9 protein-coding genes are annotated in these 14928 nt (G+C 37.8%); 4 read left to right on the top strand and 5 right to left on the bottom strand.

Annotation, left to right across the window (positions count from 1 at the left end):
- Nucleotides 1–47 precede the first annotated feature (47 nt).
- From ACM40_RS00750 to ACM40_RS00730, 5 genes are all read right to left on the bottom strand, one after another.
- On the bottom strand, nucleotides 48–959 hold the full coding sequence (locus tag ACM40_RS00750; protein ID WP_131705316.1) for a hypothetical protein: 912 nt from the start codon (nucleotides 957–959) through the stop codon (nucleotides 48–50).
- Nucleotides 960–1147: 188 nt separating this feature from the next.
- Nucleotides 1148–1483 (bottom strand): hypothetical protein, encoded by a 336-nt coding sequence (locus ACM40_RS00745; RefSeq protein ID WP_048501675.1) that lies wholly within the window; start codon nucleotides 1481–1483, stop codon nucleotides 1148–1150.
- Nucleotides 1459–1884, bottom strand: coding sequence for a helix-turn-helix domain-containing protein (locus tag ACM40_RS00740; RefSeq protein ID WP_048500965.1), 426 nt, complete (start codon nucleotides 1882–1884; stop codon nucleotides 1459–1461). The genes ACM40_RS00745 and ACM40_RS00740 overlap by 25 nt, the downstream gene beginning before the upstream one ends.
- Nucleotides 1885–1986: 102 nt before the next feature.
- Nucleotides 1987–3486: a hypothetical protein gene (locus tag ACM40_RS00735; RefSeq protein WP_048500964.1), complete on the bottom strand. Its 1500-nt coding sequence runs from the start codon at nucleotides 3484–3486 to the stop codon at nucleotides 1987–1989.
- A gap of 143 nt (nucleotides 3487–3629) precedes the next feature.
- Nucleotides 3630–5222, bottom strand: coding sequence for an AraC family transcriptional regulator (locus ACM40_RS00730; RefSeq protein ID WP_048500963.1), 1593 nt, complete (start codon nucleotides 5220–5222; stop codon nucleotides 3630–3632).
- Nucleotides 5223–5642: 420 nt separating this feature from the next.
- On the opposite strand from ACM40_RS00730, the gene ACM40_RS00725 reads away from it, so the two are divergent.
- The 4 genes from ACM40_RS00725 to ACM40_RS00710 all read left to right on the top strand — a co-directional run bounded on the left by ACM40_RS00725 (nucleotide 5643) and on the right by ACM40_RS00710 (nucleotide 14690).
- The gene (locus ACM40_RS00725) at nucleotides 5643–8717 is read left to right on the top strand and encodes a reprolysin-like metallopeptidase (RefSeq protein ID WP_048500962.1); all 3075 of its coding nucleotides are present in this window, start codon (nucleotides 5643–5645) and stop codon (nucleotides 8715–8717) included.
- Between the two features lie 201 nt (nucleotides 8718–8918).
- The gene (locus ACM40_RS00720) at nucleotides 8919–11876 is read left to right on the top strand and encodes a reprolysin-like metallopeptidase (protein WP_048500961.1); all 2958 of its coding nucleotides are present in this window, start codon (nucleotides 8919–8921) and stop codon (nucleotides 11874–11876) included.
- Nucleotides 11877–12014: 138 nt separating this feature from the next.
- Nucleotides 12015–14132 carry a methylmalonyl-CoA mutase gene (scpA, locus tag ACM40_RS00715; protein WP_048500960.1) on the top strand — a complete coding sequence of 706 codons (2118 nt, stop codon included), beginning with the start codon at nucleotides 12015–12017 and terminating at the stop codon, nucleotides 14130–14132.
- A 57-nt stretch (nucleotides 14133–14189) separates the two neighbouring features.
- Nucleotides 14190–14690, top strand: coding sequence for a hypothetical protein (locus ACM40_RS00710; RefSeq protein WP_131705315.1), 501 nt, complete (start codon nucleotides 14190–14192; stop codon nucleotides 14688–14690).
- Nucleotides 14691–14928 lie beyond the last annotated feature (238 nt).

Genomic DNA, 14928 nt, shown 5'->3' with positions numbered 1-14928 from the left:
AAAAGTTCCGGCCGCTCGAAGAGCGGCCGGAACTTTTATAATATATTTTACTTTGTGTTTTTAGTGTTCTTTTGGATCAGTTTACTTTTGATCTCTTTCATTTGTTTTTGCATTTCTTCAATCTGCTTTTTCTGTTCTTCAATCATTTTGTTGGGATCTGCTGATGTATTTGTATTTCCGGCAGCCATTCTTGAAGTAGTAGAATAAGTTGTAGGATTATATGGGTCTACCATGCAGTCAGAATCAGGGGTTGTTCCCAGAACTCCGGCATCGGTTACGGTTATCTTATAACAATTTCCTCCGGGAGATTTCAGAACAATAAGATCTGCAACATCCCTCCATACGAGATCATTGACCAGTCCGCCATTTCCGGCAGCACTTGGCTTTCCATGAGTTACTAGCACCTGCCCTCTTAATCCGTAATTTCTTGGAAGAAAATAATTACCGGTAATTGTTCCTGTAGTATCACTGTATATAAAATAAGGCCCCATAGAGGTAGTATTGGGAACAGTAAAAGAGGTAGACGTTCCTGTTGAGGTATCCTGTGAGCTCATGCTAAAGCCACTCGGATCTGCTAATATACTTGAATTCGCATTTCCACTTGAACTTGTAAGCATGGCTATGTTAAATCCTGGCATACTCATTGAGCCAAAACCTGATGAACCGTCTGAGGTAGCCGTACTAAAAGAGGAAATATTTTTAGTCTGTATAAATAAGCTCCCTGTTCCATCTGTAGGATTGAGATTTCCCGCAAGATTGTATCCCGGATATAATGTACTGTTGGTCTCCAGTAAATATTGAGTGTTGGTGGAAGAATCCGTTTTTGAAGATCTGAAATCTCCGTTTACGTCCAATGTTTTTTCAGGAGTTGCAGTATTGATTCCTACATTTCCAGTGCCTACTTGTGCAGACATATCAGCCATAAATAGAATAAGGCAAGGTAAAAAATATTTTCTCATCTGTCTCTGTTTTTTTGGCAAAAATAGTTGGTTATTAAGCTGAAAAAAAGATTACTATCTGTAAAATTCGGAATTTCACATGATGGAAATGTGAGTTAATTTACTGATAATAAGCTTGTTGTTATTTTGTTTTTGAGTTGATGATCTGTTTCCATTATTTTGCAAAACAATTAAAAATAGCTCTGCCTCTATTTGATATTATATGTTTCTTTCCATTTTTTTATAGTATTTCTGCTTACATTATAATGGCGGGATAACTCTGTATTATTGATCCCATTTCTTTTCTGGTGCTCAAGGATAGATGTTATGGTGGAAAGATCATAAGAACGATATTTTTGATTAGCGGGAGCTTTACCAAAAATAATTTCATTCAGTTTAATAACATCTATAGAGGTCAGATTTTTTTTGGAAAGAAAATACTGACAATCCTTCATCTTGTTAGGATGCTTCATCATGATAAGATCAGCATATATTTTGATGTAATTTGGAAGCTCCGTCCTTATGGTTGATATTTTTTTATCCATTTATATAATGTGGTTTTAGGAATTTTGTATTCTTCGATAATTTGTTTTTTGCTTTTTTCTCCTGAAGCAACAAGTTCCAGGATGAAATCTATAAGTTCCTTAGTATAAAGGCTTTTTCTGAATTGCATCGAATGGGGTTTTATATTATTCTTCGGATAAACTTTTTGACTCTTTAAAGAAGAATATAAAAGCAAATGTTGGGAATATATTCTGAAAAAATCATATTTCAATAATTTACTCCATTTCAATAAAAATTCAGTATTAATGCTTCCGGAAAGGTAGATTGCTTCTATTTCTTTTTCGGACAGCTTGAAAAAGTTACAGATCCGAGACATTTCTAATCCGCAATCTGCAACTTGTTTATGAATCAGGGATCCAATATGTATATTTTTAAAATTCATTGTCGATTTAATTTTGAAGAATTGAAATTTACTTTAAGGAAAAAGTGCCACATAAAATCTTATGTGGCAATAGTACTTATCATGTGTTTTTATAATCATTGTTTATGGGGCACATGGGGTAGTGCTTCTGAATAGATTTCCTTCAGAATCCAGGCATGCATAGGCATTTCCTGTACCTTTCAATTGATTTATCTGTACTTTTCCGTCTTTATATATCGTTAATGCATTTTTCTTGGAGGTAACGCCGTTCCCAATACCCACTTGCAGAATAGGATCTGTTCCTATCCAGCTTATGGGGTTAGAGGTAGAGGTAATTTCGTTCCATCGTCCAAAAACAATTTCCGAAAAAGAATTAGCCGTTAAATCTGCACCTATTGTTGTGGAAACATGCCCTTTAGAAGTATTTCTAGTCCCGATAGAAGTAGCATAATTGCTGGTACCACTTCCGCCAATAGTATTATTAAGCCCAAAAACGGTAGCGTATGATGCGTCGGCGCTTACTATATTATCCGCTCCGGAAACAAAAGAGGTAGGAGAACTCACCTGATTTCTTGCACCGCTAATGAATGTATAATTTGCATTAGCTACAGTGTTATTATTCCCAAATAAGCCTATGTACGAAGAGTTGGTTGCTACATTCTGATATCCGAGAGCGAAAACGTTTGAGGAAGTTTGATCTGTTGAATTTGTACCTCCGTTAACGATGCTATAATCTCCGTACACTTTATTTTGAGATCCGTTTACTATTGAATAATCATTCTGAATCTCGTTTGCATTTCCTCCTACTATATTTCCGACAGAATTTGTTATTCCGGCAATCGGTGATATGATATTTTTAAGTCCTGAAATAAAGTTAAATGAAGTAGCACTTCCGGATATGATATTTTGATACCCACCTATCAAATTGCGGCTTCCGGCAATATCATTTTGCATACCAAAAACAGCATTATAATCGGATGTAACTATATTTGAATTACCTGTTGCAATAGAATTGATCCCGGTTATACTATTATTATCACCGAAAGCAGCACTTCTTCCTCCTGATACCTTATTATTATTCCCTACGATAATAGAATTACTTCCAATAGGAGAAGTCCCGCTTATTTCTTCTGCATTGGGTATTCCTCCGCGAATAGAACCGCGTACATCTAACTTGGTAATGGGTAGGCTTGTTCCTATTCCTATTTTACCCATCTGGTAAATATCCTGTGTGTTTTTGGTAGCAGGTTTATTAGTAGCTACATCATACCATGGTTCTATATAATTTCCACTCTCATTGGACGTTTCTGCCAATCCTATCCATACAGTGCCTGTAAAATAATAATATCCTGCTGTTATTACGTTAACCGTTTTGGGCGTACTGGGACTGGCCGGAGCTGTGGCATAAATAATAGCTCCTGTTTGTCCAGCAGTATATAGGGCATCTTTTGCTTTGAGCTCATTACCGGTAAGGCGTGGAGCAATTAGACCATCAGTTTTGGTATTATCCGAAGGTACCCCTGTAATGTCAAAAGTCGCTTTGGGGGCACTTGTATTTATTCCAACTTGGGCATTGAAAAAAGTGAAATTTAAAATTCCGATTAGAAATAATGTTTTTTTCATAAATGTTTTTTTAAGATAATTTTCGAGACAAAAATATCCTTATTACTTATGAAAGCACACCAATACTTCTAACATATTCGGAATTTTACAGATTGAATTTTATACTTAAGTTATTTATTTTCAGTCTGTTATTTTAGGTTTTGTTATGCTGTGTTTTTATTTTCATTGTTAGCATTTTCAATGAAAACAGAAGGAGAAATCCCGGTTGTTTTTTTAAAAATCTTAGAAAAGTTTTCAGCAGATGAAAATCCTGAAATTGACGCCAATGCACTTATTTTATACTTCCGAAATTTAGGATCTTCCAGAATGCTTTTGCAGATATATTCTATTCTCAAATCATTAACATAAGTATTGAAATTCTTACCTTTATGACGACTGATAATTTCTGATAGATAGCGTGTGTTTGTTTTAAGATCAGACGCTAATGAAGACAAGCTGAGATTTGGGTTAAGATATCTGGCAGAATTTTCAAACTTATCAAGTTTTATAACAATTTGTTTTTCAGTTTCTTCAGTAATTTCCATGGAAGAGTTGGTCTTTTTAATAACTTTTTCTTCCTCCATTTTCACTTGTAGGTTTTTTTCTTCAAGGGTTTTAATATAATTCTGGTAAAATAACTTCTCTTTCTTTCTCTTTTTCTGAAAATAAAAAACAAACGAAACGAAAGCAACAAGGCAAGCTAAAAGAATGAAAAGAAGTATTTTGAGGCTGGATTCATTTTCTTTGGATTCATTACGGCTATCGTTTTCCAGAATCTGTAGAGTTTTATTAAGTACTTTTTTTTCTTCTCCTGAAAGAGAATCTTTAACGGCAAGGTAAAGATCATTGTACTTTTGATAGTTTTTTAAATTATCTGTAGCCTTGTAATTTTGTGCGAGGTAGCTATATAGCTGAGCTTTTAATGGAGCTTCATTGCCTTTTATAACTCTTTCGGCACTTTTCAAGGTATCAATGGCTCTTTGATATTGTTTTCTTTGATGATAAACCAACGCAAGGTTCAGTTTGGCGTTTTTTAAAATTTCATCCTTATTTAAAGGGGTGGTTTTGGCAATTTCTATTGCTTTGAGTGAATAATATTCTGAAGAATCTGGATTTTTCTTTTGAAAATAGCTGGTAGCCAGGTCAGTGTAAGCTATATTATAATACATTCTTACCCATTCGTCACTTTTACTCGCTTTTGAAAGAGGTAGCAAAGCCTTATGAAAATAAAAAACAGATGAGTCAAGTTTACTCTCCTGTCTCATGAATACCCCGTATTGCCATAGAAATGCCGATTGTATGGTGCTTTTAGTACTTAGTTTTGTATCCTCAGGCATGCTTTTAAGATAAATCAATCCTTCCTTGATTTCCTTTTTAGCCTTTGTAAGAATATTATTTTCACCATACTGATATGCTAATAAAAGAGTGGATCTGGCTTTAAGTTCTTCATTATTAGTTAGCAATGCAGCTTCTTTTGCTTTTAATGTATTGGAAAAAGCCTGCTCTTTTTTACCCAGCAAAGTATAGCATTGGGCCATTTCGATATAAAGATTCGATCTTGTTCTTGGATCATTTTTTAAGGAAGGAAGTAGTTTTTGAGCCAAAACCAGGGCAGAATCCGGATTGATAGCTTCAGCATTTTGTATGGGACGGATTTTTAAATGATTTTTTATACGGTCCTTCTCCGAAACTTGCGAATAGAGATGAATGCTAATAAAAAATAAGGTTGGGATTAATATTTTATAAATATTATTCATTAAAGGTGTTTTTATACAAAAGTATTAAAAAAAGAACCACTGAAAGATATTAAAATAACCCGTTTATCATTGAATTAAAAAATGATCAGTTTAAAAAATAAAGTGCTGGTTGTCAGAGCTTTTTTTCCTGATTATCACTGCGGTTTATTCATTTTTTAAGAGAAATTTCTTCGGGAATTGCCCAATTTTATTAAAATTGGAAAAAATGAAGTCAATTAAACAAATAGCCTAAAAAATATGAATCTTCTACTGTTTTCTTTATATGAAATGAGAATAAATAAAAAGTGAATTAATAATAAAAAATAAAAAAAAGAGTTGATATCATTGAAATTAGTTATTTTTTTTAATGGCGTTATGTGTTAAATTGTTATTTTTGCTATGGATATTTAAAATTTATTAATTCTATTCTTGTAGATCATTATGAAAAAAAGAATTTTACTAGTTTGTGCATTAGCTGCTGGTGTTGCCAGTTTTAATGCACAGAGATGGGAGCCTGCATCGCAGAGAACATCCCAAATCAGAAAAGAAGTGGATGTAAAATACTCTTACCGGGTAGATCTGGCATCACTTAGAAGCATTTTAAAAGATGCAGTAGAAACCGGGAAAGATGCCAAACCTGTTATTATTTCTCTTCCTACAGTAGAAGGGAAAATTGAAAAATTTGCGGTATACAGCAATCCGGTGATGGAAAAGTCTATGGCAGACAGATATCAGCTAGGATCATATGTAGGAGTAGGTGTGGACGACCCTTCTAAATATTTAAGATTCAGTACATCTCCTACAGAAATGCAGTCTATGATCATCAAGGACGGAGTATTCCAGTTCATCGAGCCGATCACTACAGATAAGCAGACTTACGGAGTGTTCTATAAGACAAAAAGAACAAGCAGCGAGCAGGGATTCGAGTGCGGAACCAACGAAAAGAATAGCAAAGATATCCAGTTCCTTAAAGAGAACGGTAAAAAAAAGCTTTCTAATGTAGGAATTACAAGCAGACCTGCAAGTACAAAATACAGAACCTATAAATTGGCGATGTCTGTTACAGCAGAATACACACAATATTTCATGGCTCAAGCCGGAGTACCTGCTACAGCAACGGATGCTCAGAAAAAAGCTCCTGCAATAATAGCAATGAATAATACAATGACTCGTGTAAATGGAGTCTTCGAAAAAGATTTCGGGATTAAACTTCTTGTTCAGGATTATCAGAATGTTATTTATATCGATGCTGCTACGGATCCTTATTCAGACTCAGATGTGGGTGTAGGTGACGGAGCATGGAATGCAGAATTGATGAATACTCTTCATAATAACGTAGGAGAAGCCAATTTTGATATCGGACATTTATTTGGTGCCGATGGAGGAGGTGGTAACGCCGGATGTATCGGATGTATCTGTAGTGATGATATGACATTGAATCAGGGATCTCCGGTAGCTTACAAAGGTTCTGGATTTACTTCTCCTGCCAATGGAATTCCATCAGGAGACTCTTTTGATATCGATTATGTGGCCCACGAATTAGGACACCAGTTAGGAGGGAACCATACATTCTCTAACAACACAGAAGGTTCAGGTGTAAACATAGAGCCGGGAGGAGGTACTACAATTATGGGGTATGCCGGAATTACAGGAGATAATGTACAGATGAGCTCTGATGCTTATTTTCATTATGCTTCTGTTAACCAGATTCTTAATAACCTTGATGCGAAGACAACTTGTGGTGTTTCGCAAAACATTACAACCAATACAGCACCTGTTATTTCTCCGCTTACAGCATACAGCATTCCTAAAGGAACAGCCTATTATTTAGAGGCTACAGCAACAGATACCGATCCTGTAAAATATACATGGGAACAGTATGACAGTGTAGACGATGATGCTACCATTTCCGGAGATGCGGGATGGGGCTACAATACACAGGGAGCATTAACAAGATCTTATTTCGGAACCACAAGCGGAAGAAGATACTTCCCAAGTTTACCTTTGGTTATGGACGGAATTCTGACCAATAAAGCAAGCCTTCCAAATAACACAAAACCTAGCTGGGAAACTGTTTCTTATGTTCCAAGATTATTGCATTATGCAGTAACCGTAAGAGATGAAAACGCACAGAGACCAATGCTTTCATCTTTGGAAACAACAGTAAATGTAGGAAATGACGGACCATTTAAATTTAACGGTCTTACGGCTTCTACAACTTTATATAACAATGCATCCAACACAATTAAGTGGGCCGTAGCCAATACAAATACAGCTCCTTATAATGTTGCGAACGTAAAAATAGACTATACAGCTGACAACGGGACGACCTGGACAGAATTGGTAGCTTCTACGCCAAACACAGGTACCTATACTGCACAGATGCCGGGAAGCTTAACGGGGACTGTTAAATTAAGAATATCTGCTATCAACAATATATTCTATGCAGTATCTCCTGCAGTAACAATAGGAGCTGCACCTACTTCTACTACAGCAGCACCAACAGGAGTATCTACTACAGCAGCAGATGTACTTAAAAATTCTGCAATTGTATCGTGGAACAGTGTGCCGGGAGCAGCTTCTTATTCTGTAAATTACAGAAAAACAGGAACTTCTACATGGACTAATGCGACAAGTACAACCAATTCAATCTTATTAAGCAGTCTTGAAGACGAAATGCCTTACGATGTACAGGTAGCAGCTGTTGTAAACAGCGTACCGGGAGCTTTCTCTTCCAACTATGTTTTCAAAACAAAACCACTGGCAACAGGAGTTAATTACTGTATCTTAAATACAGGTTACAATGGAGTAGGAAACATTGCAAGAGTACAGCTTTCCAATGTGAATCATATCGATACAAATATCAGATCATACAAAGATGTAAGTGAAGACCCGGCAAAAGTGATTAACCTTATCAGAGGAAACTCTTATCCTATCACTATTTTCGGACTTTATACCCAGGGAGCTCCTATGACTTATAATGTGTGGATTGATTATAACAGAAACGGAGTATATGAATCAACAGAAAAAGTATACACAAGCCCTGCAACCAACTACAGCCAGGTTTCAGGTGGTGTAGGAGTAGGAAATGTGGCAGGTAACTTTACGGTTCCGGCTTCAGCTGTCGTTGGAAACAGAGTGGTTGGTATGAGAGTGGCATCTAACTATTCTACAGCATTAAATAATGCTTGCGGTACTAATGGAACTATCCCGAGTGGCGCAGGAAGCGTAATGGATTTCTCTGTGAAAATTTTCGGAAGCGCGCTTGCGGTAGAAGAAACTAAAGCGACAAAATCTGAAGTTGAGATTTATCCAAATCCTGCCGATACTTTTGTAGGCGTTAGAAACCTTAAAGGAAAAGCAGATTACAAAATCTACAGCGCAGACGGAAGATTGGTTCAAAGTGGAGATCTTAATGATCAGATCATTAACGTAGCTAGCTTGAATAAAGGAGTCTATGTGATCACTATTAAAGATGATAATAATACATACAATACTAAGCTTATCAAAAAATAATAAGTAAGTATTGCCATAAATGAGACCGGGTATTTGCCCGGTCTTTTTTATTTAATATCCTCCTGTGTACCGTCCATATTTTATATATTCCAATTTTAATTTGATATTTTAACATCAAATAAACTTTTTTAATGTTAATATTTGTGTTTTAATTTCTATTTTTGTAAAAATGCTTAATAATCTTTCGAAATCACTGTAATTATGAAAAAGAAAATTTTACTGGTTTGTGCACTTTCTGCCGGTCTGGCGTCTGTTTATGCACAAAGGTGGGAACCTGCATCCCAGAAAACTTCCCAAATCAGGAAAGAAGTTGAAGTTCAGTACTCTTATAGAGTAGATTTGGCATCACTTAGAAATATTCTAAAAGATGCGGTAGAAACAGGTAAAGATGCAAAACCTGTAATTATTTCTCTTCCTACAGCAGAAGGAAAAATTGAAAAATTTGCTGTATACAGCGATCCTGTTGTAGAAAAATCTATGGCAGACCGTTATCAGCTAGGATCATATGTAGGGGTGGGGATTGATGACCCTTCCAAATATGTAAGATTCAGTACTGCTCCTACCGAAATACAGTCCATGATCATCAAAAACGGAGTATTTCAGTTCATAGAGCCGATCACTACAGACAAACAGACCTATGGAGTTTTCTATAAAACCAAAAGAACAGCAAGCGATAATGGCTTTGAGTGTACTACGGAAGAGAAGAATGCTAAAGATATTAAATCACTGGAAATCCATGGGAGAAATAATCTTTCTAACGTAGGAATTACCAGCAGGCCTTCCATTACAAAATACAGAACATACAGGCTTGCCCTTTCCACCACAGGAGAATACACCAAAAAATTCGATCCGGCCGGAGGAACTACCAATACAGTAATCCAGATGAATGCCACCATGACCCGTGTGAACGGTGTATTTGAAAAGGAGTTCGGGATTAAAGCCATTATTCAGGATATCCCGGCGATCATATATACAGATCCTACCTCAGATCCTTACACTGGAAACCTGAACCTTAATCTGCAGCAGACCCTGACCTCTGTGGTTGGGAATGCCAATTACGATATGGGACACGTATTTAATGCAGCTGGAGGAAACGGAAATGCCGGTTCTATCGGATCTACATGTAAGGATCCTACAAGTTCTACCAACCTGGCAAAAGGATCAGCATTCACCCAAAATACCAATCCGGTAGGAGACTTGTTTGATATTGATTATGTAGCCCACGAAATGGGACACCAGCTTGGTGGAAACCATACATTCTCCCATTCATCAGAAAATTCCGGAGTAAATATAGAACCCGGAGGAGGAACTACCATCATGGCATATGCAGGAATTACGGGAGATAATGTACAGATGAATTCTGATGCCTACTTCCACTATTCCTCAATCAATCAGATATTAACAAGTCTTGATTCAAAAACAACCTGCGGAACATCTGCAGATATTACAACCAATACAGCCCCGGTAATTTCACCGCTTACCTCAAGAAATATCCCGAAAGGAACAGCTTATTATCTGGATGCTTCTGCAACAGATGCACAGGGAGATCCGTTTACCTATACTTGGGAGCAGTATGACAGTGTTGGAGCCAACAATACCATTTCAGGAGACAGCGGCTGGGGATACAATACCGAAGGAAGCATAGCAAGATCATATTTTGGAACAGTGGGTGGAAGAAGATATTTCCCAAGCTTTGCTGCAGTAATGGACGGAAAACTTACCGATAAAACAAACTGGGAAACTGTAAGTTATATCCCAAGAACTTTAAAATATGCAGTAACATTAAGAGATGCAAACCCTTTAAGACCAATGGTTTCCTCCCTGGAAACTACAGTAGTGGTAGGAAATGACGGTCCGTTTAAATTTAACGGTCTTACCACTTCCTCGGTTTTATATAACAATGCCTCAAACACAATACAGTGGGATGTAGCCAATACTACAGCCGCTCCTTACAATGTGGCTAATGTTAAAATAGATTATACCACAGATAACGGAGTTACCTGGACAGATCTGGCTGCTTCAGTACCAAATACGGGGAGCTACACAGGTCAGCTGCCGGCAAGTTTAACAGGAGCTGTTAAATTAAGAATATCAGCAATCGGGAATATATTCTACGCTGTTTCTCCGGCACTTAATGTAGGGGCTGCGCCAACATCTACATCAGCAGCACCAACAGGAGTTTCCGCGATAGATACGGAAGTCTTCAAAACCACTGCAAGAGTTTCCTGGAACAGTGTTCCGGGAGCTGCTACCTATTCTGTAAATTATAGAAAAGTAGGCGATACCAACTGGTCCAATACAACAAGTATGGTGAATTCTGTAGTTCTGACTGGTTTGGAAGACGAAACCAATTTTGAAGTACAGGTTGCAGCGGTTGTAAACAGTGTACCGGGAGCTTTCTCCACCAATTATACCTTTAAAACAAAAGGATTAAAAACCGGGATAGATTATTGCTTGCTGACTACAGGAATCAATCAGTTAGGAACTATTGCACGTGTTCAGCTTTCCAATGTTAACTATACCGACGGAACTTTCAGATCATACAAGGATGTGAGTGAGAACCCGGCACAGGTTGTGAACCTTACAAAAGGAACTCAATATACCATTTCTGTATTGGCAGGAAGCTCTTCCAGCTATGCTCAGTATCCGTTTACCGTAAATGCCTGGATCGATTATAACAGAAACGGGATTTTTGAAGCAACAGAAAAAGTAATGACTTCTGCCTCTGCAACAGGAACTAGAACGGAGACAGCAACATTTACCGTTCCCACAACAGCATACAGCGGAGATAAACTTCTGAGAATGAGAGTGGCCGGAAACTTCAATGGCGCATTAAATAATGCTTGCGGAAATACCAACCAGGCAGGAAGCGTCATGGACCTTTCTGTGAAAATCACAAGCGGATTGGCGGTAAATGATGTAAACACGGTAAAAACATCAGAAATATCTATTTATCCAAATCCTGCAGATACTTTCGTAGAAATTAAAAACCTGAAAGGAAAAGCAGATTACAGCATTTACAGTGCAGACGGTAGAATCGTTCAGCAAGGTCAGATTGATGGTCAGAGAATTAATGTGGCACAGCTGGTAAAAGGAGTGTACGTCATCACAATTAAAGATGACAAAAACACTTACAATACTAAACTTATCAAAAAATAAGAAATAAGTATATCAATAAAAAAGACCGGGCAATTGTCCGGTCTTTTTTATACGTTAAAATTCAGTAAAACTGTGAATTAACATAAGTTTCATGTTTCGTTCAAAAAAATTAACTTTACGCAGACAAAAAATATTGGAATGCGAAAGACAATTTCTGTGAAAAAACCGGATTTTAATGTAGAGCCTCAGGAAAGAGAAGTCTATAATTTTGAAAAAGACGGTCTGGAGTTAAAATCATCTTATACCCCAAAAGATGTTAAGAATGAATCCTTAACACAGACTTCTCCGGGAATTGCTCCTTACCTCAGAGGGCCGTATTCCACCATGTATGTACAAAAACCGTGGACGATTAGGCAATATGCCGGATTCTCCACAGCAGAAGAATCCAATGCATTTTACAGGAGAAACCTTGCCGCAGGACAGAAAGGACTTTCCGTAGCTTTCGATCTTGCTACCCACAGAGGATATGATTCCGATCATTCGAGAGTAGTTGGAGACGTTGGTAAAGCAGGGGTAGCTATTGATTCTGTGGAAGACATGAAAATCCTCTTCAATGAGATTCCATTGGACCAGATCTCGGTATCCATGACCATGAATGGTGCCGTACTTCCTATTTTGTCTTTTTATATCGTTGCCGCAGAAGAGCAGGGCGTAAAGCAGGAGCTTCTTTCCGGAACCATTCAGAATGATATTTTGAAGGAATTTATGGTAAGGAATACCTACATTTATCCGCCGGCTCCTTCCATGAAAATCATTGCAGACATCTTTGAATATACAGCCCAGAACATCCCGAAATTCAACTCAATTTCTATTTCAGGATACCACATGCAGGAAGCCGGAGCCACTCCGGTGCTGGAAATGGCTTATACCCTTGCAGACGGTCTGGAATATGTAAGAACAGGAATTAAAGCAGGAATGAATGTTGATGATTTTGCCCCGAGGCTATCATTTTTCTGGGCCATCGGAATGAATCACTTTATGGAAATTGCAAAAATGCGTGCCGCGAGATACATTTGGGCAACCCTTTTACAGCAGTTCAATCCGCAAAACCAGAAATCTTTAGCCTTAAGAACCCATTCACAGACCTCAGGATGGTCCCTTACAGAACAGGAGCCTTTTAACAATATTACAAGAACGGCCATCGAAGCCCTTTCTTCTGCTTTAGGTGGAACCCAGTCGATGCATACCAATGCCCTTGATGAGGCCATTGCCCTTCCGACTGATTATTCAGCAAAAATTGCAAGAAATACCCAAATTATTCTTCAGCAGGAAAGTGGGATTTGCGATGTAGTAGATGCTATGGGCGGAAGTAACCTTGTAGAAAGCCTTACCCAGCAGATGATCGAAGAAGCCATGAAATACATCGATGAGGTTGAACAGGAAGGAGGAATGACCAAAGCCATCGAAGCCGGAATTCCAAAAATGAGGATCGAAGAAGCGGCTGCTAAAAAGCAGGCTAAAATTGATAGTGGGGAAGAGTTTATCATCGGAGTCAACTCATTCAGAACAGCATTGAAACAGGATGGTATTGAAATCCTGGATATTGATAACACAGAAGTTCGCAGAAAGCAGATTGAAAGACTGGAAAAAATAAAAGCAGAAAGAAATCCTGAAGCTGTTACACAAATTCTGAATGATATCCGCGAAAGTGCAAAAACCGGAAAAGGAAACCTTCTTGCATTATGCATAGAAGCAGCCAGAAGAAGAGTTACTCTTGGTGAAATGAGCGATGCCATGGAAGAAACCTTCGGAAGATATAAAGCCAATATTAAAACCATCTCTGGAGTATATGCCATGAACGCAGGGAAAAACGAATATTTTGAAAAAGCCCTTCACCTTACTCAGAAATTTGAAGAAGAAGAAGGCCGCCGCCCAAGACTTATGGTTGCTAAAATGGGCCAGGACGGGCATGACAGAGGAGCAAAAGTGGTAGCTACTGCATTTGCGGATATGGGATTTGATGTTGATGTGGCCCCATTATTCCAAACACCGGAAGAAGTAGCCAAACAGGCTGTAGAAAACGATATCCACATCCTTGGAGTATCTTCTCTTGCAGCAGGACATAAAACACTTGTTCCACAGGTCGTGGAAGAACTGAAGAAGCTCGGAGCAGATGATGTAACGATCGTGGTAGGAGGTGTTATTCCTCAGCAGGATTATGAATTCCTTTATGCCAATGGTGCAGATTTTATCTTCGGCCCGGGAACCAATCTTCCTAAATGTGCCGTGGAAATTCTGGAAAAATTTCTAAATTAACATTTTTATAAAGGATAAATTGCATGGCTTTTGTATAGTCTAATGAAAAATTTCATTATGGCTTATACAGTAGTTTCAGTATTTCCGGTGACTGTAGATACAGAGGAAATTAAAAAAGATTTAAAAGAAAAAGGCTTTAACGAGGCAGATATTATTATCTCAAAGTCAAAAGTAGAAAGCGGAATGTCGACTGATCACTATCAGGAAGACGAGCAGACAAAAGGATTTTTCGACTATGTGTTTGCTCACGATGCAGAAATGTTGGAGGCCTATCGCAAACACAGTATAGGAAGAAGCAACGTTATTGTGTACACAGATGACCTCGAGCGGGCAAAAGTGGCCAAAGCTGTTTTAAATGAAAACGGTGCGTTGGAAGTCTATCGCAGACCATCAAAACCTCGCGATACAATTCCTGAAGGGATGACAGAACAGGAATATAACGGAATCATCGCCAAAGCAAGACATAACATTTACTTTCTCGGATCAGAAAGAGTATATCACTCTAATGAAGTTAAGGGAATGGATGATGAAATGGACAGCTTAGGATCAAAAGATTAATCTCTCAAAAATATAAAGCCTGGATAAAATAATCCGGGCTTTTTTGTTAAAAAATTTGGATATTCAGAAAAATTAATATATTTGCACCTGAAAATCAAGTTTAACTCATTAAAAAACAACGAAGCAATGTTCAAAACGAATCAGAATTCTACAGCTGGAGTACCGCTTATAGTGGTAAGGCTTCGTGGTTTGGTATACTCTTAGAATAATAGTACAACGAAATATCAAAACCCGGAGT

This window comes from Chryseobacterium sp. BLS98 (genome assembly GCF_001045445.1).
Lineage (GTDB): Bacteria > Bacteroidota > Bacteroidia > Flavobacteriales > Weeksellaceae > Chryseobacterium.
This window is presented reverse-complemented; position numbering and strand designations above follow the sequence as displayed.

Coding starts and splice junctions, on each gene's coding strand:
- ACM40_RS00730 (WP_048500963.1), bottom strand. CDS start 5,222: ATGAATAATATTTATAAAATATTAATCCCAACCTTATTTTTTATTAGC.
- scpA (WP_048500960.1), top strand. CDS start 12,015: ATGCGAAAGACAATTTCTGTGAAAAAACCGGATTTTAATGTAGAGCCT.
- ACM40_RS00720 (WP_048500961.1), top strand. CDS start 8,919: ATGAAAAAGAAAATTTTACTGGTTTGTGCACTTTCTGCCGGTCTGGCG.
- ACM40_RS00710 (WP_131705315.1), top strand. CDS start 14,190: ATGGCTTATACAGTAGTTTCAGTATTTCCGGTGACTGTAGATACAGAG.
- ACM40_RS00745 (WP_048501675.1), bottom strand. CDS start 1,483: ATGGATAAAAAAATATCAACCATAAGGACGGAGCTTCCAAATTACATC.
- ACM40_RS00725 (WP_048500962.1), top strand. CDS start 5,643: ATGAAAAAAAGAATTTTACTAGTTTGTGCATTAGCTGCTGGTGTTGCC.
- ACM40_RS00740 (WP_048500965.1), bottom strand. CDS start 1,884: ATGAATTTTAAAAATATACATATTGGATCCCTGATTCATAAACAAGTT.
- ACM40_RS00750 (WP_131705316.1), bottom strand. CDS start 959: ATGAGAAAATATTTTTTACCTTGCCTTATTCTATTTATGGCTGATATG.
- ACM40_RS00735 (WP_048500964.1), bottom strand. CDS start 3,486: ATGAAAAAAACATTATTTCTAATCGGAATTTTAAATTTCACTTTTTTC.